19 protein-coding genes and 2 tRNA genes are annotated in these 21351 nt (G+C 50.9%); 3 read left to right on the top strand and 18 right to left on the bottom strand.

Annotated elements, in window-relative coordinates; translation table 11 throughout:
- Nucleotides 1-13: 13 nt before the first annotated feature.
- Complete coding sequence (locus HNV11_RS11515) at nucleotides 14-823, top strand: SDR family oxidoreductase (protein WP_171739803.1); 810 nt, start codon at nucleotides 14-16, stop codon at nucleotides 821-823.
- A 149-nt stretch (nucleotides 824-972) separates the two neighbouring features.
- On the opposite strand, the gene HNV11_RS11510 is transcribed toward HNV11_RS11515, so the two are convergent.
- Entirely contained in the window at nucleotides 973-1698 is a 726-nt protein-coding gene (locus HNV11_RS11510; protein WP_240163946.1) for a hypothetical protein, read from the bottom strand.
- A gap of 76 nt (nucleotides 1699-1774) precedes the next feature.
- Here HNV11_RS11510 and HNV11_RS11505 point away from each other — a divergent pair.
- Nucleotides 1775-1850: transfer RNA gene (locus HNV11_RS11505), tRNA-Lys, on the top strand.
- A gap of 62 nt (nucleotides 1851-1912) precedes the next feature.
- Here the strand turns inward: HNV11_RS11505 and HNV11_RS11500 are convergent.
- The gene (locus HNV11_RS11500) at nucleotides 1913-2341 is read right to left on the bottom strand and encodes a DUF3127 domain-containing protein (RefSeq protein WP_171739802.1); all 429 of its coding nucleotides are present in this window, start codon (nucleotides 2339-2341) and stop codon (nucleotides 1913-1915) included.
- A gap of 150 nt (nucleotides 2342-2491) precedes the next feature.
- On the opposite strand from HNV11_RS11500, the gene HNV11_RS11495 reads away from it, so the two are divergent.
- Nucleotides 2492-2573, top strand: a tRNA-Leu gene (locus HNV11_RS11495).
- A gap of 207 nt (nucleotides 2574-2780) precedes the next feature.
- Here HNV11_RS11495 and HNV11_RS11490 read toward each other — a convergent pair.
- The 16 genes from HNV11_RS11490 to HNV11_RS11420 all read right to left on the bottom strand — a co-directional run bounded on the left by HNV11_RS11490 (nucleotide 2781) and on the right by HNV11_RS11420 (nucleotide 20992).
- Complete coding sequence (locus tag HNV11_RS11490) at nucleotides 2781-3881, bottom strand: type I restriction endonuclease (protein ID WP_171739801.1); 1101 nt, start codon at nucleotides 3879-3881, stop codon at nucleotides 2781-2783.
- A gap of 215 nt (nucleotides 3882-4096) precedes the next feature.
- Entirely contained in the window at nucleotides 4097-4384 is a 288-nt protein-coding gene (locus HNV11_RS11485; RefSeq protein WP_171739800.1) for a hypothetical protein, read from the bottom strand.
- Nucleotides 4385-4588: 204 nt separating this feature from the next.
- Nucleotides 4589-5833 carry a hypothetical protein gene (locus tag HNV11_RS11480; RefSeq protein WP_171739799.1) on the bottom strand — a complete coding sequence of 415 codons (1245 nt, stop codon included), beginning with the start codon at nucleotides 5831-5833 and terminating at the stop codon, nucleotides 4589-4591.
- A gap of 284 nt (nucleotides 5834-6117) precedes the next feature.
- Complete coding sequence (locus tag HNV11_RS11475) at nucleotides 6118-7596, bottom strand: T9SS type B sorting domain-containing protein (protein ID WP_171739798.1); 1479 nt, start codon at nucleotides 7594-7596, stop codon at nucleotides 6118-6120.
- The gene (locus HNV11_RS11470; RefSeq protein ID WP_171739797.1) at nucleotides 7589-8455 is read right to left on the bottom strand and encodes a glycosyltransferase family 2 protein; all 867 of its coding nucleotides are present in this window, start codon (nucleotides 8453-8455) and stop codon (nucleotides 7589-7591) included. Before HNV11_RS11470 ends, HNV11_RS11475 begins: the two co-directional genes overlap by 8 nt.
- Nucleotides 8456-8479: 24 nt before the next feature.
- Nucleotides 8480-9577 (bottom strand): acyltransferase family protein, encoded by a 1098-nt coding sequence (locus tag HNV11_RS11465; RefSeq protein ID WP_240163945.1) that lies wholly within the window; start codon nucleotides 9575-9577, stop codon nucleotides 8480-8482.
- Entirely contained in the window at nucleotides 9577-10674 is a 1098-nt protein-coding gene (locus tag HNV11_RS11460; protein WP_171739796.1) for a glycosyltransferase family 4 protein, read from the bottom strand. The genes HNV11_RS11465 and HNV11_RS11460 overlap by 1 nt, the downstream gene beginning before the upstream one ends.
- Nucleotides 10675-10713: 39 nt before the next feature.
- Nucleotides 10714-11586 carry an alpha-1,2-fucosyltransferase gene (locus tag HNV11_RS11455; protein WP_171739795.1) on the bottom strand — a complete coding sequence of 291 codons (873 nt, stop codon included), beginning with the start codon at nucleotides 11584-11586 and terminating at the stop codon, nucleotides 10714-10716.
- A 170-nt stretch (nucleotides 11587-11756) separates the two neighbouring features.
- Entirely contained in the window at nucleotides 11757-12713 is a 957-nt protein-coding gene (locus HNV11_RS11450) for a hypothetical protein (RefSeq protein ID WP_171739794.1), read from the bottom strand.
- 29 nt (nucleotides 12714-12742) lie between these two features.
- Nucleotides 12743-14179 (bottom strand): MOP flippase family protein, encoded by a 1437-nt coding sequence (locus tag HNV11_RS11445; protein WP_171739793.1) that lies wholly within the window; start codon nucleotides 14177-14179, stop codon nucleotides 12743-12745.
- Nucleotides 14176-15942, bottom strand: coding sequence for a GumC family protein (locus tag HNV11_RS11440; protein ID WP_205402756.1), 1767 nt, complete (start codon nucleotides 15940-15942; stop codon nucleotides 14176-14178). The genes HNV11_RS11445 and HNV11_RS11440 overlap by 4 nt, the downstream gene beginning before the upstream one ends.
- A gap of 59 nt (nucleotides 15943-16001) precedes the next feature.
- Nucleotides 16002-16409: a hypothetical protein gene (locus HNV11_RS23840; protein ID WP_205402755.1), complete on the bottom strand. Its 408-nt coding sequence runs from the start codon at nucleotides 16407-16409 to the stop codon at nucleotides 16002-16004.
- A gap of 4 nt (nucleotides 16410-16413) precedes the next feature.
- A complete protein-coding gene (locus HNV11_RS11435) occupies nucleotides 16414-17271 on the bottom strand; it encodes a TolC family protein (protein WP_240163944.1) in 858 nt (285 codons plus the stop codon).
- Between the two features lie 4 nt (nucleotides 17272-17275).
- Nucleotides 17276-18496: a glycosyltransferase gene (locus tag HNV11_RS11430; protein ID WP_171739792.1), complete on the bottom strand. Its 1221-nt coding sequence runs from the start codon at nucleotides 18494-18496 to the stop codon at nucleotides 17276-17278.
- The gene (locus tag HNV11_RS11425) at nucleotides 18483-19964 is read right to left on the bottom strand and encodes an O-antigen ligase family protein (protein ID WP_240163943.1); all 1482 of its coding nucleotides are present in this window, start codon (nucleotides 19962-19964) and stop codon (nucleotides 18483-18485) included. Before HNV11_RS11425 ends, HNV11_RS11430 begins: the two co-directional genes overlap by 14 nt.
- A 77-nt stretch (nucleotides 19965-20041) precedes the next feature.
- Entirely contained in the window at nucleotides 20042-20992 is a 951-nt protein-coding gene (locus tag HNV11_RS11420; RefSeq protein WP_171739790.1) for a glycosyltransferase family 2 protein, read from the bottom strand.
- Nucleotides 20993-21351: the final 359 nt, after the last annotated feature.

The following is a 21351-nucleotide window of genomic DNA, read 5'->3' as shown; positions in this document are numbered from 1 at the left end:
CGCGGCCACGATTATGAAGGATAAGATTGTACTCATTACCGGGGCCTCGTCCGGCATTGGCAAAGCGCTGGCTTTCGCCTTTGGCCGCGAAGGTGCCCACATCGTTATCTGCGCCCGTAAAGCCGATGCGCTTCAGCAGGTTAGCGACGAACTCCGTCAGGCGGGCATTACCGTACTGGCCCTCACCGCCGACGTAAGCATTGAAGCCGACGTAAAGCAGCTTATCGAACAGACGATTGCCCGCTTTGGCCGGCTGGATATCCTGGTCAACAACGCCGGTATCACCATGCGTTCGATGCTGGTGGACACTGATCCGGCGGTCATTCAGAAGGTGATGGACGTTAATTTCATGGGGACGGTTTACGCGACGCGCTATGCCCTGCCTTATATTCAGCAAGCCAAAGGCTCCATCGTGGGTATATCGTCCATTGCCGGGTATCGGGGTTTACCGGTACGGAGCGGCTACTCAGCGTCAAAATTTGCCATGAACGGATTTTTGGAAGCGGTCCGGACCGAGCTGCTGCATTCGGGCGTTCACGTGCTGACGGCCTGCCCTGGTTTTACGACCTCTAACATTCGTTACTCCGCCCTCGACGCACACGGGCAGGTTACCGGCGAAACCGTTCGGGATGAAGGCTCGATGATGAGCGCCGAAGAATGCGCCGACCATATTCTACGCGCCGTAAAAGCCCGTAAGCGGGAACTGATCCTGACGACACAAGGCAAACTAACCGTTCTGGTCAACAAGCTGCTGCCCGGTCTGGCCGACAAGCTCGTTTTCAACACGCTCGCCAAAGAGAAAGACTCACCGCTGAAGAAATGAGCGAAAGAGTGAATTAGTGAAAGAGCGATTGAGTGGGTTGGGAAGCGATTTGCGGGATAAGGAGTGTAGCGCAGCAATTCACTCAATCGCTCTTTCGCCCAATCACCAATGCCCCGAATCACTCTTTCACTCATTCGCTATTTCACTCTTTAAATTACCCACACATTGTCGCGCCGAATGTAGTAGACTTCGTTGTTCCAGAGAACACGCAGATAGATATCGCGGCTGCCGAATATGTTGACTTTATGCCCCCGGCCAATCACCTCAGCTACCGGCGCGGCTGCTGACGGATTGGTGCGGAGCAGGACCCGGTCATGGCTCGTAATACCCGACTGCACACTCTCGGGCAGATTGACGAACAGCAACAGGCCGATCAGGTAAAAAAGCAATACCCACTTCTGACGCTGAGGAATAGGCACTTTTCGCAGCAGCTTCACCATCAGTACCCCAAATGCATAACCGGCGGGCAGGATCAGAAATAACAGAAAATAGATGCCGTATTTTTTATAAAAGAGATAGAAATAATTCAGATCGTCGGTTTCGTAGCCATTGAGGTTGTTAGCGCGGGCAATGTCGTTCATCCGACGTAACACCGCATCGTCGGGGTGACGGTCAAAATAAACCTGCAGGTAATACAACAGCCGGGGAACGTCATTCTGCCGCTCATAGGTACTGGCGAGTTTTAGCAGCATGGCATCAGTGGCGGTGTGGCCCTCAGCCAGGGCCGTCTCAAACAGGGCCGCTGCATCCGTCTGAGCGCCAGCCGCAAACAGCGAATCTGCCCGGCGAATATCGGCGGGCGTTACCGCCGAGGCTGTTAGAAAGCTGGTCAGAAAACAAAAAAATAGGCTTATTTTAAGACGTAGGGCTTGCATTGAACCAATGAAGGCTATAATTTTGCACCACAATTACCGAATACGGTTCGTTCATATATAGACAACCCGCTCGCCTGATTTGGTAGCTCAGCTGGTAGAGCAATACACTTTTAATGTATGGGTCCTGGGTTCGAATCCCAGCCGAATCACCACCAGAGAAAAAGGGAGAAAGGATGTGAATCCTTTCTCCCTTTTTCATTAGACCGCTCATTACTTAAAACGGCAGATCGTTGCTTTCATCGTCGAAAGACGTATTGAAGGGAACCGCAGCGGGCTGGCTTTGCTGAGCCGGACGCGAACGGGGTGCTTCGGTCGGTGCCTGTGCCGGGCGGGACGGTGCCGAATAAGCAGCAGCCGAATCACCACCTTCAGCCAGTTCGATCCGGAAGGCCCGCAGCTCCGTGTACCAGCGCTCGTTATACTCCCGCGATTCGGCGCTGAACGTTGCTTTCAGCGTATCGCCTTCAGCAAACTGTTTCAGATCATTTACTTTTTCGCCCCAGGCGGTCATGCACACTTTCTTGGGGTACTGCGCTTCTAAGGTTTCAATAACGAACTCTTGCTTGCTCCAGGGTCCTTTCTGGCTCTGACCATTTACTTCGGGCAGAACTTTTATCAATTTTCCGACTATTTCTAAGGCCATGATGAATGACTGTTAGGGATGTTTTAGAAGGATAAAGATACGAATTTTTGGCCATTTTTGGGCTATACGAGCCCGAAAAGGAAAAAGATTAAGCTAGGCATTTTGCACAATATGACCAAACGGCTATATTTGCACCCGCAATCAGGGATTGGCCACGTGGTGAAACTGGTAGACACGCCATCTTGAGGGGGTGGTGCTGCAAGGCATGGGAGTTCGAGTCTCCCCGTGGTCACACAAATGGTTACAGATGAAGCACTTACAATTTTATGTAAGTGCTTTTTTACTTCTTGGGTACAGCTTTTGCTACAAAAATGGCATTTAGAATATTGTGCTGTGGTCAACGTTATCCCTTATAGCCTTTCCTATAGTACATCTGCTTATCAGTATGTTGACGGCAGGTGCCGCTGGCATCAATGTCACTATTACCGAAGCTGCTGGACTACTCCCCGCCTTTACCCTTTATTAGCCCACTGAGTGTAGCGAGCAACTGCTCGGAATACTTGTAGATATCATCAAGGGAATTAATCTCCTGACGCGTCTCGCGCTTATCACTATCAAGAATGCCGATGTACTTCTTTTGTCCATTAAAGTGTAGGCGGCAGAGCGTCTTGCGGTTATTGTCGTCAAGTAAAACGGCGAAGTAACTCTGCGCGTCGCGATGCACGATTCGAGAAGCTTCGACGTGTGGACGCAAGATAGAGCGGATGATGTAGAAGCCCTCAAGTTCCTCAGCAGTGGTGTTAATAACTGGCCCCTCCTTCTCCTGACTGGTGGGGGCAGGAGTTGGGTCAGTGGTCGTAGGCTGAACGGTTAGTTCTTCCTGGACGAGCGCTGTTTTTAGCCGATCGGTGATCTGGTCAGAAAATGTATGCTGAAAGGACTTGCGGACCAGGTTAGTAAAGTACTCCATCATTCGCTGGTTCAACTGCCCTCCATAAACCTGCTTGGCAAAGTGCCTCACTAAGGTGTCCGACGGATTGGTCATTTCCTGGTGAATAATTGACTTTAGCTCGCCTGTGTACTTTAGCTCACTGGCCGTTGAGATAATATCATCAACGTTAAAGTAGGGCTTACTAAACTTCTTTAGCTCCTCGACTTGATTGTCCCGCAGATCAAGCATATTCACCTCTAGAAAGGGCTTTTGATCCATCTTATTAGGCTCTTCCAGATCGGTATAGAAGCGATAGATTATACCATTTGTCAAGATGCCAAAGCGAGCTTTCGTAACGTGGAAGTATCGCAGGAGTTGATTGTCATGTAAAGTGAGGGACTGCTTCCAGTGTTTACATTCCATGAGCATGCAAGGCTCAGCGTGGCCGTTCTCTTCGCGCATTATGGCATAATCTACCTTTTCACCTTTTTTGGTGCCAATGTCGGAGATGAACTCAGGAACAACTTCAAAGGGATTAAAAACATCGTAGCCCAGTACATTTAAAAAGGGCATAACAAGTGCCGTCTTTGTAGCTTCTTCAGTTAGAATGGAATCTTTCAGGCGTGTGACACGGTCGCCCAGTTGCTTGATGTGGTCTTTAAAATCCATTGTTGATTAGTTAAGGGTAAATCACAGCATCAAATATCAATAACTGTTAATTTAGCCAACTATCGGATTTAGGACATTCTTTGTCGGATTTGGGACATTATGATAATTACACTCTTCGATCAGCATGGTCTTGTTGACGTGCATGTTTGTAAAGACAGCAATTTCCTTTTTGTCTGAGAAGATAGTAATCAGTCTAGAAAGTCATGAATATGGTATCAAAAACTCATCTTCATCAACTCGATCTTATCGAACAATTCACCCACGCCTAACGCTGCCCAGAGAATAAAAAGCCCCAGAATGACCTTTACGGTCAACGGAATCGAGAAACCAGTCACTCTCTTGAGAATCGCATTCGCCGGTGGGAAATAAACGAATGAAAGTAAAACGATAAAAATCCCGAAACCAGGGTCGTTCCCCCAAAATGTATTCACTACGCCAATCGCCAGAAAAACTATACCGAATAGCGAGCTGGCTATATTTCCAATACTTAACGTGTTCTGCATGGTTATTTCTGTTTACGTAACTGGGTTTTAACTATTGATTTCTCCTGATTAAAATTCGCTTTTGGCCGTTCAGGAATTGAGTGCCGTTGGTCTGTAAGCAGATGCACAAGTAAGCTTTTTTGCACCACACTTAAAGAACTTTGCATTACAAAGTTTTGACGTAAAAAAAGAGCTGGTTCCATTACCCGATCTGTCCCTGCCTAGTTAGTTGAACTCAAACAGGAACGGGAATAAAAAGGTCACGACAACTGTCCACAAGCAATAAACCGGCAGGTAGGAAGCAATGGCTTTCCCAACCTGAGCTATGTCGGCCTTCCGCGAAAGTACTCTGAACAGTTGGGCCGTCACCAGCAGAAGATTTATCTGTATCAAGACATTACCACCCAGCACCGCAACTCTATTGGGCGTGATGCCCCATTCGGAAATACGGAACAGAATAGCCGACAGCGCAACTCCATTAGCCAGTATAGTTACCACAGACAGCAGAAAAAGAACCCAGACTTCGGTCTGGCTTTTTGTTATCCTGGACGTTTCCGCAACCGAAAAGAAGATAATGGCCATCACGCCAATCAGCAGTGCATTGAAAATCAGCAGAAACTCCCGGTCGTTATAGGGGTCCTTCCCGGAATAAACTATCGCTACGAGATAAATCACCAGCATCACCAGTACCAGCGGGCTGAATAGTCTGGCAATTACCGGTGACACCTTACCGACCAGTTGCGGATTGGTCTGGGTTAGATACGTGCCTAAAATTGGCGCAGCAGGAAGGCCGAAAATGACAATATTTTCAAAATAGAATTTTTTAATATCCAGTCCAATCAGTTCAAAAAGCCCGATGGTTACACCGGTCATGATTGCCCCCGAAATCAGGATGAGTGTCGTCATAACAATCAAATCGCCATTATACCTTAAATAGCCGAGCCGTTTCTCATCGTTGTTTTTAATCCCACCAACAAAAGCAAAACCCAGAATTGACCACAGGAACAGCAGCAGATGAATGCAGGATAGAACCAGCGTATCACTTTTCGGGCTGTTCGGTAAGTAATTGATAAAAAGCAGAGCAAGGAGGGTTGTGCCCCCTATAAAAGCGATTTTACGCGTTGATAAATTATTCTTCCAAGCGAAATAGGCTGACAGCATCGGGAAAATGATGAAGCCAATATTCCTGGAAAAGAAAAACTCTTCGTTCAGACCTAAAAAAACGGGCAGCTTTGCAATCAGACCTGCCACGAGCGAGGCCATAAGCACAAAGGTCAAATCCTGACTGGTCCCCCAGGAAATTTCTTCGCTGGTGTAATTCAGCCGCTCATGCCAAAAGCTAAGCAGACTATTGTCTTTACGTTCGGCATACAACGTGTTAAACGCTCGCTTAAACGTTGGTTTGTCGGCCCTGTACAACCGTTCAAGCTGTCCGGGATTGTCTAAATTTGACAGAATCTCGTCTTTCATAAGACAGTTAATTAAGTGATTATGGTTTATCTTCTGTACGGGAATTTATTGCTCCGTTTACGTTCATAGCCTCTCCCGATAGCATTTTCAGGTATTTGCCAATAGTCTGTTAGCGCTTTAATCCTGTCCTATATCAGACAATTATAAAGTACTTTGTCTCACAAAGCAAGGTGGTAAAAAAATAAGATACAACGTAATCGCCGTTTTTTTTCTAAACGGGTCAGATGCTCCCTGAAGACCCACTCTGTTTGCCTGATTGTTGCTTTCTCTCAACTGCTTTCCTATTACCGAACCAGCAGAACCCGACCGCTCCTGATTACGTGCTGCTCACCATGCAACGGATTTAAAACCCGGTAATCAGCCGTCCAGGCGTAAACGCCCTCGGTGCAGGGGCGGTTCTGGAAGGTGCCGTCCCAGGTTTGGTCGAGCTGATGGCTTAAAAAGATCGGACTGCCCCAGCGGTCATAAATCCGAAACGTAAAGGTTATAAACGCACCGGGATGCCGGACGACCAACTGGTCATTGTAGTTGTCGTTATTGGGCGAAAACGCATCGGGGACGTATAGTTCCTCTAAGCGACAGTTTGGCGATTCGACCTCGATACTGTCCCGGTACGGGCATCCGTTCAGGGAGGTTTCCAGCCAGTAGGTGCCCGACTTGGCGACCGTTAACTGCTCCCCCCTGCTCTGGTCAGACCACATAAATGTCGTACCAGCGGGTAACGGCTCTAAAGGCTGTATCGACTGAGTGGTCCCCTCACACAGGATCAGATCAGCGCCCAGACTGAACGGCGCATTCGCTATGCAGTCCACCAGCAGAACGTTCGATTCGGTCGAACACTGGGCCCGACCGACGGCGGCTGCGTTAATGGATTGGGTATTCCGGAGTCGGTAGTACGTACGCCCTGGCTTAACGGCCCTGATCGTGTACGTTGCCTGCTCGGCGCCGGGTATGGTTGTCCAGTTGACGTTATCCCGACTTTGCTCCCATCTATACACCGGATTGATATAGCCAGTAGCTACGCCAACGGTGAGCGTCAGGCGGGTATCGGCGCATACCGTCGTTTGAGCATCGGGTGACTGGGCAAACCGAATGGACAGATCTGGGTGAACCGGGCGAAAACCAATGTCGTCGATGGCCAGATCGTTGCCGCAGCCGCCAAGACCTTTGTTGATAAGCTTGACGACAATATCATTGCTGCTGGTGGGTATTGAAAACCGCATGGATAGATGCACCCAGACCGGCGCTCGGGTGCGGGCTACAGCCGGCTGCACCACTTCATTGATAAGCGTACCATCGGGCTGTTCAATCCGCATGGCGATAACCGGATTGCGCAGCTGGTATTCATCACAGGCGCCGGGCAGCAGAACGTTGTTCAGGTTAATTACCCACAGGGAGAACTCATAAATGACGCCTGGACAAAGCCCAACGGCTTTCTGACTATAAAATTCGCTGGGCTTATAAGACGCGTTCACCACCAGCATATTGCCTCGCCCATCGTTCGGCGTATGATCTTCCCATACGGCATGCCAGGCCTGACCGTGGCAGGTTCCGGCTACGGTATCTATCACCGTGTATTCGCCATCGTCCGGGCAGGCTCTGGATCGGTACGTGAAATTCGTTATCCCGGTTGGCAGCGGACCTTTAGGACCACTGCCGAACGTTTCGCAGATGATAGCGCCCTGACTGCATTGCGCCCGGCATACAACGCCTGACAGGATCACCAGCAAAGGCAGGATGACGAACGCCACTCCCCTACTCATTCAGCGACGTTTTTGTATCATGGGGTTGCTGGGCCACAAACAACCAGGTCAGACGGCGCAGCTCGATACCTACTTTTATCCAGAGCGCCCGGAAATAACTTCCGTTGCCATCTTTCTCCAGCGTACGGGTGCCAGTCCAGACGCGGGCCTTTGCTGATCTGACCTGCTTTACCTTACCGTACTGCATCATGTCGAAGCACATCCGTCCGTCCTCGCCCCGAACTTTGCGCATGACGTAACCGATTTTCAGGCCGTATTCCCGAACATACCCGTTGCTGATCCCGTAGGCATTCAGGTACGGCCGTTTCAGGTGGCGGGCGTCGGCCAGACAGTCTTTCAGCGTTTCGTGCAGCGTCAGCACCCAGCGCGGAAACCCCGGCGAGGGAATAAACGAGTAGCGGCCACAGGCACAAACCACCCCCGGCTGCTGCAGGACGGCCATCATTTCATTGAGCCATTCGGGCGGATAAATACCATCGGCATCCGCCGTCAGCAAATACTTACCTCGTGCCTGTTCCAGACCCATCTGTCGCGCGGGTCCCCAGCCCTGAATTGGCTGAAAGACTGAGCGGACGTGAAGCTGATCCAGCGTTTTCTGCATCTGGTCGGTCGAGTTGTTGTTGACGACCAGAATCTCCACCGGAATGGTTGTTTTCAGTTTAGCCAGGGACGCAATACTCCGGAGAATATTTACTTCTTCGTTCCAGGCAGGAATGACAATACTGACCAGTGGTTCAGGATGCTGAAGCTTATCCAGATTCTGGTTAATGGTCTCAAAAACTGACGGCGGAATAGTCTCGAAGGACTCGTAAGGGAAGTTAAACTGGCTTAGCCAGCGGGGTGCTTTCAGAAGGTTCATAGTACAGTTCGGATAGGGATAAACTCAGACAACGGCCATGTCGACGGCTGTTTTCGGGGCTCGATTTGATGAAACAGATTGAAGAATTAATTCAACGTGTCGGTACGTAAAGACAGATAGCACATGAACACAGGCCAGGCAGACAACGACGTACAGGAGTTCTGCCAGTGATGTGTGAGGCAGCTTGACCAGCTTAAACAGCAGCAGATCCATGACTGCCAGCACGAGCGTGTGATTCAGATAATAGGAATAAGACAGTTTCCCCAGAAATTCAAAACGCTCTTTCACCAGGAGGTTCGAGACGACTCCCCCTTCGCGGGAAAAAACAATAATCAGGATGGCAAAGAACAGCGGCATCAGCCAGCTTTCGGGGTGCGTAAACGAGCTGACCGTCAGCATAGCTAGGCCAATCAGCAGAATCTCCGCAGCCGAATACTGTCCGTAACTGAACGTAAACGGCAGCCGACGACTCAGTCGGTACGCCAGCATCCCGATCAGAAAACTGTATAGACAGCGAATCAAGCCATAATCGTAATTAAAGATAATGTTGCCGCCATGCTGCGCGATAAACCAGGCCGCCAGCCCAAGCCCAACGCTGCCCAGAAGCAGCAGGTTTTTTCGAAACAGCAGCAAACCCAGCGCCCAGAGAATATAGGTATAGAACTCAACGCTGATGCTCCAACTGGGGCCATTCCAGGTAACCCGATCAAACAGATTCAGTGATTGGGTCAACGTCAGATTCGCGATGAACGAAGGCAGGCTTTTGTCATCCGCAAAAACGGGATTGGCTAACTTAACAACGTACCGATCCACTCCGTACCGAAACACTTCAAACAGCAGCACCAGCAGGAGCGTGAATACATGAAGCGGGTACAGGCGTTTGAACCGCTTTATGACAAAGAGCCGGACACTGGCCAGGTTCGTAATTTTACCGTAATTGCTATGGGTCATGACAAACCCGGACAGCACAAAGAAAAAGTCGACGAAAATGTCGCTCCTGGCGATAAAGTCATTACCCGACAGCAGATTGAGGTGCTGCAAATGGAACAGAATAACCAGAATGGCAGCTATACCCCGAAAGGTATCGACCGCTCTGAACCGCATCGTATCCGGTGTATTCATCAGGCCAGAGATTTATAGACGTTCAGGGTCTGATCAATCGACTTCTGCAGCGAAAAATCTTTTATGCGCTCGGTTCCCCGTTCCACCAGTCTGGCTTTCAGCGCCGTGTCCGTTAACGTAACCGTCAGCCTTTCAACCAGATCGTTGAGATCGGTGGCGCTGAAATACACCGCGGCATCGGCAGCTACCTCACGGAAGCATTCGGTATCACTTAACAGAATTGGACACCGGGCCTTGAACGCTTCCAGAATGGGCAATCCAAAGCCTTCATAAAGAGAAGGATAGACAAACAATTGCGCGTTCTGATACAGGTAGTTCAGCTGTTCGTCCGTAGCGCCAATGTGCTGTACCCGTTTCGTCAACTTCAACCGCTGAATGAATTCCAGATCAGCTACTTCCAGCTTTCCCCCACCGGCGAGTACTACGTGTAAGTCCGGGAAGCGAGACGCCAGCTTGCTGAACGCATTCAGAAACAGGTAAAAGTTTTTGTAGCCGCTCCGATCGCCCACAAACAGGACGTATTGCTCGGGCAAATCGTCAACGGGCCGGGTGACCAGCGAACTTTCGCTATCAATTCCATGGTAGATGGTCGACACCTTCTGCGGGTCAACATTAAAAAAACTCAGCAAATCTTTGCGGGTCGTTTCCGAGATGGTAATGATGGCGTCAGCCCGCAGAATATTCTCGCGCTTCTGGCGGGTGAGCGGGTCCTGAGCCCAGAAATACTCGGGAAGCCGCTCATACGTCATGTCATGAATCGTAATGACCAGCGGTTTCGTCAACTGCTGAAAATAGTACGTATCGTAGTAGGTCGGGTGAAACACGTCGAAATCGGCTTTTTCCAGCAGCCGCCTGCAGTAAAGCTGATTCAGCCGATAATCGTACCGTTGGTTTCGGTTTAAGATCAGGTTGCTTAGCCTTCCTTTCATCGGCAGGGGCTCCTTCTGGATATAGTGATTCTGCGCGTGCATCACCCCCAGCCGATACGTCATGGTATCGGTGCGTTTAATTCCCTGAATGATGTTGGCAAAGTACCGGCTAATACCTCCGTACTTCTGCGTGCTGAATTTCTGGTGGTCGATAAATACTTTTGTCATAGACACAACGGTCGGATAGAAGGGGTTAGGCTTGACGGGTTAAAGGGCCAGCCAGCCCGATGGCAGCAGGTCTTTGGTATTCCAGGTCGGCTGTTGTTTGTACCACTGCCGGGGCGTAATGACGAACTTATCGGGGCTGGGGTTGAGCCAGGCACCCCACCAGCTAAAGGAACTGTTCGCAATGATGTGGTGGCGGCACTGGCTCATCAGCATCAGATCGGCGACATCGGCGTTGAGACCGGAGTTCTGCACAAACACCGTATCGTCGGGCAGGGTCAGGTTCTGGCGAACCCACGCCTGATCGTCGCTGAACACAAACAGCCGGGCGTTTGGGTGTCGCTCATGCAGTTGGTTCAACGCCTGCCGGTAGTAATCAAGCCCGATGAATCCGAACGTTTTACTGAATTCCGGATGGTTGACGTAATCGCCCCGCCGGACATGGAGCGATACCGCCGTTGACGCGTTCTGAATCTGCCGACTATAGTCCGGGAATTCGGGACTGGGCGTACCCGATAACGTAAGCTCGCGCCTGATGGTAGCCGCGCTATCCCGGAAATACGCTTCTGACTGCCAGAAACCATCCAGCGTAATGCAGTTGGCACGGGCCTGAACGACGCTGTCGTCAAAGTGAAAATGCTGCTCTTTCAGAAACAGGAACAGGGGCGGCAGGCTCCGTTTCGGCAGCAGTTTTGTGGCTTTGGACACGTATTCGAGGGGTGATTGCTGCAACAGCCGGTACGGAACCGAAAAATTCCCCAGTTTAAAGTGTCGCAACGTGTCCGTATCGTACTGCTGCCGGTAATAACTCAAGTCCAGATACAGGCTTGTCTTGTTTTTCAGCGCAAGATGCCGGGCAGCCGCGTACTGAAAAAGCTGATTGCCTAAGCCGCTGGTAATTCTGCTGATAATCATGGATAAAGGCTGCCAACCTGGTTAATGGTTTTCTGTAGCTCCAGTTAGCAGGTGGACAGCCTAACCAGATGTTTACCTTAATTTATATCTAAAAATAAGTTAACCTCATAAAAATAATTATCCATAAAAATATTAATTATGTATTCTTATTACAAATATCATAAACAAAATTAAAACGATTTTAATAGATGAGCCAGGACTTCGGCCCTATTACGGGCGTGCAGAATCCTGGCGCCTGACAAATTAGGGAACAGGTTCTCGTATTCGTTAAATGGATGTTCTTTTCCCCAGTTCGGATCAGACAGAATGATGTTGGTGCCGCCGAAATAGCTGGCCAGTGCGGCCGTGCCGCCATGCATTGAAATAAAGTGGCTACAGTTGGCATACACCATCAATTGCAGATGATTAAAGTTGTTGACAACCGATGGGTGATACTGGGCGTAGAGGTCATCCATTAAGATCACCTGCGGGTGGTTCTTCCTGAGCCAGGCATGCTCATCCAATCGCAACGTTTCGCTGTTGTCCTGAACGATCTGATTGGGCAGGGGCCTATTATAGATAATCTGGTATCGGGAGCTATACTCGTTGATAATCCGGTCAAGGGTGGGAATGTCCAGGAAATTAATGGGCGGCTGATCCCACTCCATATTGTATTTGTTCGCGATTACTAAAATCGGCTTATCAAAGACGAACACATCGTTTTTGAAATGCTCCTTATACGGCACCCGCACCCATTTCCGGAAGCTGTAGGAGTTGCTGTGGGTCATATTAGGCACGTTGTAGTGTGCATACGACTCCGTCCAGATTCGCTTCTCAAACCGTTCTTCGTGGTTTGAGCTGAAAAAGTAAAACTCCCTGGTCTGTTTTGTCGAAATCGTTTTGTCCAGTGTTCCGTTCAGGTAATGCCAGTAGGCAAACGGGATCACATACCGTAACTCCTGATCAAACTCGCCGTGGTAACTAATGACTTTATATTTCTTTTTCAGGACATAGTCGCGAAGGGCATGCCGACCCTGCACGAGCTTGCAGTAATAATTATCCCGCACGAAATAGCCTAAATCCTTAGGCAGTTCCGGGTATTTCAGCCGGGCTACGACATACAATGATTTTAATACTAACTTTTCCATCGGTGGCTCAACTACAGGTTCTGGTGGGGTCAGGCGACTTTACCCATTGTTTTTAGGTCGGTAAGGGAGTATTTATAGCGAAAGGTCAGTCCTATGTAAATCAGCGCGCCAATGCCAACTTCCACGCAGGTATTGACAAGGTTAATGGAATCAGCATAAGCTTTATAAAGCGAGATGGCACCAAACATGACCAGGCAGAACAGAACTGGCTTGGCGATATTCTGAGCAAACTCACCCAGAAACGAACCAACTAGCGAGTGGACAATCCGGAAATTGATGAGCAGATTGGCTAGGGTTGCCGTCAGAAAAGCCATAGCAATGCCCACTACGCCCCAGTACTGCGCGAACAGATAAACCAAGGGAATCTTGATAACCAGCGTAATGACGTTCAGGTAAAACAGGAGTTTGGGCTTTCCTTTCGAGAAAGCCAGCGTAAACAGCGGATTGCTCAGGAAGGTGAACAGGCTGACAAACACGAAAATCCGGATCAGCAGAATCGTTGGCTCCCAGCCGGGGCCGTAGAAGAGCGGCACTACGCTATCGGCCGTAACAAACAGGCCCGCCAGAAGCGGCAGGTTCACGTAGCTGAGCAGATCGAGAATGGTCAGATACGACTTTTTCAGCTCGTTTGTATTTCCCTTGAACCGCGCCAAAATCGGATAGGCGACCTGCAGTACGATTGGACTCAGCCTGGAGATCGGAAAAACTGCGAGCTGCGACGCCAGCGTATAATAACCCAATTGCTTTACGCCCAGCATCCCCCCTACCAGAATATTATCTGAGTTGGCCTGAATGAATCCTACAATCCCGTCGCCCACGTTGTAGAGACCGAACCGCAGGTGATCCCTGATCAGGCTCAGATCAAATTTCAGTACGGGCGAAAACAAACCCCTGCCGTAAATTACCTGAAGAACCGATTTGGCAGCCTGCTGTGCCAGTTGACCGTAAATCAGCGACAGTTCGGCATAGCCATTATAAGCCAGCAGTATGGTTACGGTACTGCCGACAACTGTACCCGTGATGTCGATGCTGGCAACCGCTTTGAACCGGAGTTCCTTCTGAAGCAGGAACAGATAAATCTGACCGAGATAAACAATGATGAAATACAGCGACGATAGCTTGATAACCTGCTCCAGGCGAGGCTCGTTGTAGTAGGCGACAACCAGCGGCCAGCTAAAAAAAACGATAACGCCAATGAGTAAGCCCAACGCCAGATTGAGCAGATAGATCGTTGACAACACCTGCCGGTCCTCTTCCTGCTTGTAGATAATGGAGTTCGAAAAACCCAGGTTGGCAAAAATGCTGAAGAAGGCGATCAGCAGCGTACTGACGCTCACAATTCCAAAAACCGACGGTTCCAGCAACCGGGCCAGCACGGCCACCTGACCAAACTGAAAAAGCGTAGAAATAGCCGTGGACATACTCATCCACTTCCCCCCGCTTATTGCCTGTTGTTTATGACTCATTCGGCGGGCTGGTCAAGAAGTTTTTCAGTTACCGGCTCGTTAGCGCCCAGCTTACCGGGTTCGGCATACAGCTTTGTCTGAGTCATTGCCTGTTCAATATCCTTCAGTGTCGGCGCGTCGTTCGTTTCACCCTGGACTTTGTTAAGAGCAATCATTACCGGACGCCGGGCGGCTTTGTTGTATAGCTCGAGCAGTTGTTTATCCCGGCGTCCCCAGATCGTGTGGACCGTCAGCACCAGCAGCGATACGGCACTTCGATTCACGAGATGGAGTGGAATTGGACTACTAACCAGCGGGGGCAGTTCAAGAATAAGCTTGGTAAACGTGCTCAATGGCAGCGTATCTTCCTCGGTCAACAGCTCGCCCAGCTCCCGCACATTCATCAGATTCGGATGCAGGTCATACGGCTGAAAAACAATCCCTTCCTGTTCAAACCGCTTATCGGTCTCCAACAGCCGGGGATAGAAATAAGCAACCTGCTCACCCGACTCGGCATACATGCGGGCCAGACCGTGGGCCAGCCAGGTCTTGCCCTGTTTTGCCCGCATACTGAACAACGTAATCAGGGGCGGGCCGGCCAGACTTCGCTGGTCGGCAATCTCAATATTGATGGCATTTCCCAGTTGTCTGAACATCCCCACAGCGGCCCGGCTGGCCCGCGAATTGACACTAAACTTCTTAACCACCGGAAACACCGCCGTAACGGAACCGCCCATCCATTGTTCGGCCTGCTCTGGCGAATGAATTCGCTTGTCGGTCCAGACACGCAGAGCGGCCAGCAGCAGGGCTATGACGAGGCCCGCTCCGGCAGCAATGGCGCAGAAGAGCCAGCGTTTGGGTGCCTGCGCCGACAGCGGAAAAACGGGCGGGTCCAGCACCGATAACGAGCCGTCAATAGTAATATCCTGCCGTTGGGTAGTGGCCTGATTCAGCGATTGAATCAACGTCAGGTATTCTTTCTCGGCTACGCCCATATCGCGGGTAAGCTGCCGCTGCTCCGACTCCAGGGGCGTAAACGTTGTCGATTCGGCCTGGTAATCGTCCAGCCGTTTTTTGACTGCCGCCATCCGGGCTCCCGACTCCTCGAAGTCCAGCACTTTTGCCAGCCATTCGTTGACCAGCTTCATTTTCGGGACGGACTCGGCCGAGTTATCGGCCGCGAAATAATTCTGGGCGATCTGCTTCAGCTCTTCCGACGCCTGATTGACTTTAGCCTGATACTGGTCCAGAACAGCCTGTGGCTGACCGTTGGCGCGGGCATTGATCAGTCGGGATTCTGCAGCCGTCAGTTCGGCCTGTTTGTCCGTAAGCGCCGTGTTTATTTTGAGTAAGCTGCCTCCCTGCGACATGCGCTGATTCAGGGCGTTCATTGCGGCTTTAGCGCCCTGATTCCGCATCACCTCGGTGTTGTACTCCGAAACCAGAGCCTCACGGGTCGCCGAGCGGTTCTTCAGTTCATCTTCAAAATTGAGGACATTATGCTCAACGTTAAACGCCCGCAGTTTGGATTCGGCATTATCCAGCAACCGCTTGGCGTCCTTCACCTTATTTTCATAATACTTGACAACAGGATTGGTTTCACCCCGTTTCAGCGCAGTATAACGATCATTGAGTTCGGTAATGGCCAGACTCAGGGTTTGCTGCGCAACGGCCGGGTCCTCGGCTTCGTATTCCAGATCCAGCATATCGCTCCCGCTTCGGCGGGTCGATTTCAGCTTTTTACCGATATGTTCGGCAGAGTAATACGAGTCTGAACCAAGCAAAAGTTGCCGGATGGGGTTATCGGTCTGACTCTTCGCCAGGCTGTCAATCCGGACACGAGTCAGAGTTGGCCCCCCCCCTGAATCAGAGATTGCCAGACCGGGGCGGGTATGGCTTTCTGTAGTGCCTGAAAGCTGGTAGCCGATAACTGGTACGGGTTTGGTTTGGTTAAATGCAGGTGTTCGCTCAGCAGGTTTACGCCCACGTAATAGAGCGTCTGGTTGGAGTTGAGCGTGGTCAGGATATTATCAAAGGCATTACTGACGGCCGAGTAATCGTGTTGATACCCTTCCTGCGCTGAACGCAGCGAATAGCCCGACGTAAAGCCCGTGTACAGCGTTGCTTTGGTTTTATAAACCTTCATCTCGTGTTGCGTGAAGTAATATACCGTTCCGGCAGCCAGGCCGGGAAACAGGATAAACCAGATGAGATGCTGCTTGAAAAGCCGCCAAAGTCCTTGTAGTGTCATAGGGCTAGTCGCGTTTCAGTTGATGAATAGGAACCCCTACGAACAGTTCGAGGGCATAGATATTTTTGATGAACTGGGTCTTGGCCTGTTCGACCGTTGTGCGGGTTTCGGCGTATCGGTTGCTGTTGAATGCGTGGGCTTCGGGCGTAATTTTGCCTTTCTGCAACTCCACCTCGGCAATCCGAAAAGCCGCCAGCGATGCCTGATCGTCGCGTAAGCGAATCTGCAGCACCCGCTGCGACAGGATCAGGTCCTGATACAGATTATACAGCTCGCGTTTCAGATAGATTTCAGCGATGCGTTTACGTTCCAGCGTGGCATCATGGTTCGCCTTGGCCAGACGAATCTGCTGCGGCCGGGCGAACAGATCGTGCAGGCTGATCACGACGTTTACGCCCGCCCGATATCCGTTCGAGATTTGGGCTAACTGATCCGTAGCGTTCGTCCCGGTTGACAGAATAGCCTGATTACCCGTCGAGTAATTGACGAATCCGGTCAGGTTCTGCAGGACCTGTAGCTTGGCGAGCTGATAGGCCGACAGTTGTGAATTGGCAACGGCACCTTCAAACTTAACCGCCGGTGAGTAGGCTAACGCCAGTTTGAACATGTCGTCAAACGGGATTAGCTGGACCGTAATGTCCCGGTTAAAATCGAACGTCATGCTATCAAGAGGCATACCTTCGGCGGCCAATCCAACGGGCTTCGCCGTAACGGCCGATGAAGAAACCGACCCTTGCCCATAGCTAACGCTCTCCATCACTGCCCACACGATCAGTCCCAGTATCCATTTCTGGTGAAGGAGGCTATTCTGCCCTGCTTTCATGCGGACTGTTTTGCTGAATAAACTCATGGCTGTCTTCATATCGTTAATGGCTGGCGGTCGACGTAACGCGCTCCTGTTGCCGCCAGGCTTTTGGCAGACTCTGAATCACCCGTTCGAACTCATGGGCCCGTTGTTTCCAGGAATTTGCCTGGGCCATTTGGACCCGCTGCAGAACCCGTCCTTCCTCCGTATCGGCCAGCGCCCGCCGGAGAGCTTCGGCAAACTGTTCAGGTGTTTCGGCCAGTTCGATGACCCCGGCGAAGTCGTCCAGTTTTGAAAATGGCGTTGATACGACCGGCAGACCGGCCGCCAGATACTCGTTAATTTTAAGTGGGTAAATCGTGTAGGTATGCGGGTTGCACACAAACGGAATAATGCCAACCCGCAACTTTGCCAGTAAGGGAGGCAGATCGGCTGGCTGGTGGGGCGGAATAAACGTTACGTTCGAAAAACCGCTCAATCGGCTGAGTATATCGGGCTCCGAAACCTCGCCGATAAACTGAAACTGGACATCCGGCATCGTACTGGCACAGTACTCTAGCAAATTGATGTCGATCCGGTTGTCGGCGAAGCCGAGGTAGCCAACGACGGGTTTTACGGGTGGGGTCTCCCTGGCCAGCTGGTACGCCTGATTGAACAGGTCAAAATTGGCGCCGTTCTTCACGCAGAACGCCCTGGTCTGCTGCCTGGACTTATCTTCCAATAAGGTTTCCGAGGTGGTTATAACGGCATCAACACTCCGAATGAATTTATCTTCGTACCGATGTCCATGCCGGTTCATCCATTCTCCGGCGCGCGTGATTTCGTCGAAGCAGTAATAAATCGTGGCGCACTCATTTAGCTTCCCCAGCAGGGGTAATCCATACACCGGGTTATACGCATTGATGACTAATGGCTTGTGTATCCCCAACTGCCGCATGACTTCCTTCAGGCTGGTTGTCAGCTGGTTGATGTTCCAGCCCAGCAACTGATCGTGCGATTTAGGGGATAGCCAGTTGATGGGCATCATCAGCGGAGGAGTCCACACATATAGCTCTCCGCCATGTTCAGTTTCTATTCTGACTAAGGGGTCGCTCACCCGCACCACTTTCCAGATGGGCAAATCCTTACGTCCCGTCGCCAGGTCTTTGAGGGTATACAGGTAATCGACAACCAGAACCCGGTGACTGGCCGATAACTCCGTCATGAGCTGCACAACGGCCTTCTGGAAGTCGCCGGACCATTGGGTTTGTGTAATACAGACGATACTGTCAAATTGCTTCATACCAATCTGGCTTAGGCGGGATAGACGATTCGGTTACGGTATTCTGTGCTGCCGGAGCGGTATCCCAGCGGTTGCAGGTAGCCACCAGGATGGTACTGATGAAAATCACACTACTGGTCGGAAACTGACCCAGCACTGGATTCGAATAGCCCATGAGCGCTATCCCGACGAATTCAGCCAGGAATCCATACATGACCATACTGAGCCAGGGGTCTTTTAACTGCCAGACCCTATAACTACCAATACCCACCAGTCCCAGCAGCATCAAAATGTATAGGGTGACCCCAACCCAGCCGGTTTCAATCCAAAGCTCAACGTACCAGCTATCGGGTGGAATCTGGGCGGCCCAGTGCCAGGGCGAAAACCGCGCACCCATATCCGTCGACGTACCGATACCGGCGCCAAAGGGCAGATCCTGCAGATAGGTCTTTAGTTTCTCCTGATTTTGCAGCCGGAGCAGGAAAGAGGGATCGTTCATGGGGGTCAGGGCCGACCGCATTCGCTGCACCTGATAATTGGAACTCCCGACGCTGGTGTACATCAGCAGCAAAAACAAAGGGACAGCCAGCGCCATGCCTACAAGGAGTTTGGGCACATCGCGCTTCAGCAGCAGATAAAACACAAATCCGGCAGCCAGAACAAACAAGGCGCTACGGGTTCCCGAAACGGCATAGCCCCAGAAGAAAACCAGCGTTAGCAGGACATACGCGCCTTTTATAAGGGGCTTTCTCTCTTCAAAAACCCGGATGAGTGCAACCAGCGTTACCCCCGCCATTTCGGCGCCAAACTGAGCCGCATCCGAATAAAACGAGAAGCACCGCAGTTGCCCGAAGAGCATGTGCGTTCGGGCATTGAAGCCGCTGTTCAGCCAGTCGACCTCAGCGGGGGTCAGGCCCAGATAATGCTGCTTAAACGCCCAGAGCGCGGCTAAAAACGACCAGATCAGCCAGGTGTTCACAAAAATCTGAACGTCCCGCCGGGTGAGTGGCACGACCAGAATGATACAGGCTACCAGAAACCAGTGCAGGGAGAATGGCCGGACGTGGTAAAACCAGGCCGGTCGGTAGGGCGCTTCGGGGTTGATCAGTTCGATCAGCGTGTACAGTAACCAAAGGGCGATCAGTGTAAACGTCAGGCTGCGTAATCGTTGCCATTCCATGCGCTGTCCGTTCAGAAACAGGCTGAATACCGTTAAGACCAACAGCCCGTCGATCAGCAGGCCAACCGGCACGTCGGTCTGTATAAAGCGCGTAAAGCCCAGCATAAAACTGAGCTGCACATACAGCAACAAGCCCCAGCGTGGCTCCATCAGTACCAGCAAAACCAGCAGGAACGCGACAGGCGCCACAACCGCCATCAGAGCGCCCGGCATGCCCATTTTGCTGACCAGGCAACCCGACGCAACGGTATATACCCCTCCCAGGAGAGTATACAGCCAGAATTGGCCTCTACCTAAGTGCCTGTTCAAGATAAAGTTGGGCGAAGTCATTGCCGGTATCTGCGTTAATTAGTTGTGGTTTCTTTCCATTATTCCTGTGGTGCTGCTCAGACCGCTATTGTTACGGGCGAAGCCGTAGACAGAGGGGGCTTGACTGAATGTTTCAAATTCCAGATGAGGGCGGCTTTGACCGCATTGAGATACGATCGTTGCCCGCGTACCGTGTAGTAGACTAGCGCCTTAGGGACAGCCAGGCCAAGATAGTACAGGTAAAAAACCAGCAGAGGCAGCCCCGATACATTCCGGCGCATGAACCACAGACGGTTACGGGTATGGTAGTACACCCTCATCGGATTTTCCTTGCCAACGCTCATGGATTCGCGGTGGTAAATCAGGGCTTTCGGCTGATAATAGATCCTGAATCCTGCCTGCCGGATACGCATGGACCAGTCGAGTTCTTCGTAATACAGAAAAAAGCTTTCGTCCAGGTAACCGGCCCGCTTCAGCACGGCCCGACTCACCAGCATGGCCGCGCCGTGAGCAAACCAGGTTGGCCCCGGCTGCTCATACTGTCCCTGGTCGGTTTCCATCAATCCAATGGCCCAGGTCCGGCCGGTGTATGCACTCAGCGGGTGGTAGCCAGCGTACTGGATGGTGTTCGGCCGGTCATAGAAACGAATTTTAGGACAGCTGACTCCCACCGTCGGGTCGAGACGGAATGGCTCCAGTAACTGTTCCAGCAAATCGGGCGTAACAATCGTGTCGTTGTTGAGCAGAAAATAATAGTCGCCCCGCGCATGACGAATCCCCAGGTTATTACCGCCCGAGAACCCCAGGTTCTCCGCACTGACGATTACGCTTACGTTCGGATAATTGCCCTGTAGAATACGCTCAGTAGGATCTTCGCGGGACCCGTTATCAACAACTATGACTTCAAAATGAGGGTACGTAAGGCCCCGAATCGACTCCAGCAAATCGCAGGTAACCTGCGCCTGATTATAGTTGACTGTAATCAGTGAAATAAGAGGCAGGTCGTTTATCGGAGAGACTTTTGCCATGTTGTTGAACGTTAATAGTGGCTAAGACAGAATTGCCTCCGGGGAAATAGGTCAGAGCATCGAGACTACTGCTTCCCGTAGAGAGCTGTATTTTCGATTAGCTATCTTTTCTATTAGAGCTACTCAGGATTTTGTATTGATTCATATATCAAATTGGATGTTTATTAGTTAAGAACATATTATAATCACTAGCAATATTCAAACCACAAATATATACTCACTATATACTTATTATTGAAATAGTAAACAAAAATATTTTCTATTTCTAATAAGGGTTTAGTGCCCAGCGGTGTTCCGGTTTAGGCAGCTTCGTTTCTAAGCAGTATTACTCAAATGCACATTCTTGTTTAAACGAAAAG

The organism is Spirosoma taeanense, assembly GCF_013127955.1.
Classification (GTDB): domain Bacteria; phylum Bacteroidota; class Bacteroidia; order Cytophagales; family Spirosomataceae; genus Spirosoma; species Spirosoma taeanense.
The sequence above is the reverse complement of the archived record's forward strand: the minus strand, read 5'-3'. Positions and strand labels throughout refer to the sequence as shown.

What these genes read in the sequence shown, in the direction of transcription:
- HNV11_RS11515 (WP_171739803.1), top strand. Translation starts at nt 14, where the DNA reads ATGAAGGATAAGATTGTACTCATTACCGGGGCCTCGTCCGGCATTGGC.
- HNV11_RS11510 (WP_240163946.1), bottom strand. Translation starts at nt 1,698, where the DNA reads ATGCAAGCCCTACGTCTTAAAATAAGCCTATTTTTTTGTTTTCTGACC.
- HNV11_RS11500 (WP_171739802.1), bottom strand. Translation starts at nt 2,341, where the DNA reads ATGGCCTTAGAAATAGTCGGAAAATTGATAAAAGTTCTGCCCGAAGTA.
- HNV11_RS11490 (WP_171739801.1), bottom strand. Translation starts at nt 3,881, where the DNA reads ATGGATTTTAAAGACCACATCAAGCAACTGGGCGACCGTGTCACACGC.
- HNV11_RS11485 (WP_171739800.1), bottom strand. Translation starts at nt 4,384, where the DNA reads ATGCAGAACACGTTAAGTATTGGAAATATAGCCAGCTCGCTATTCGGT.
- HNV11_RS11480 (WP_171739799.1), bottom strand. Translation starts at nt 5,833, where the DNA reads ATGAAAGACGAGATTCTGTCAAATTTAGACAATCCCGGACAGCTTGAA.
- HNV11_RS11475 (WP_171739798.1), bottom strand. Translation starts at nt 7,596, where the DNA reads ATGAGTAGGGGAGTGGCGTTCGTCATCCTGCCTTTGCTGGTGATCCTG.
- HNV11_RS11470 (WP_171739797.1), bottom strand. Translation starts at nt 8,455, where the DNA reads ATGAACCTTCTGAAAGCACCCCGCTGGCTAAGCCAGTTTAACTTCCCT.
- HNV11_RS11465 (WP_240163945.1), bottom strand. Translation starts at nt 9,577, where the DNA reads ATGAATACACCGGATACGATGCGGTTCAGAGCGGTCGATACCTTTCGG.
- HNV11_RS11460 (WP_171739796.1), bottom strand. Translation starts at nt 10,674, where the DNA reads ATGACAAAAGTATTTATCGACCACCAGAAATTCAGCACGCAGAAGTAC.
- HNV11_RS11455 (WP_171739795.1), bottom strand. Translation starts at nt 11,586, where the DNA reads ATGATTATCAGCAGAATTACCAGCGGCTTAGGCAATCAGCTTTTTCAG.
- HNV11_RS11450 (WP_171739794.1), bottom strand. Translation starts at nt 12,713, where the DNA reads ATGGAAAAGTTAGTATTAAAATCATTGTATGTCGTAGCCCGGCTGAAA.
- HNV11_RS11445 (WP_171739793.1), bottom strand. Translation starts at nt 14,179, where the DNA reads ATGAGTCATAAACAACAGGCAATAAGCGGGGGGAAGTGGATGAGTATG.
- HNV11_RS23840 (WP_205402755.1), bottom strand. Translation starts at nt 16,409, where the DNA reads ATGACACTACAAGGACTTTGGCGGCTTTTCAAGCAGCATCTCATCTGG.
- HNV11_RS11435 (WP_240163944.1), bottom strand. Translation starts at nt 17,271, where the DNA reads ATGAAGACAGCCATGAGTTTATTCAGCAAAACAGTCCGCATGAAAGCA.
- HNV11_RS11430 (WP_171739792.1), bottom strand. Translation starts at nt 18,496, where the DNA reads ATGAAGCAATTTGACAGTATCGTCTGTATTACACAAACCCAATGGTCC.
- HNV11_RS11420 (WP_171739790.1), bottom strand. Translation starts at nt 20,992, where the DNA reads ATGGCAAAAGTCTCTCCGATAAACGACCTGCCTCTTATTTCACTGATT.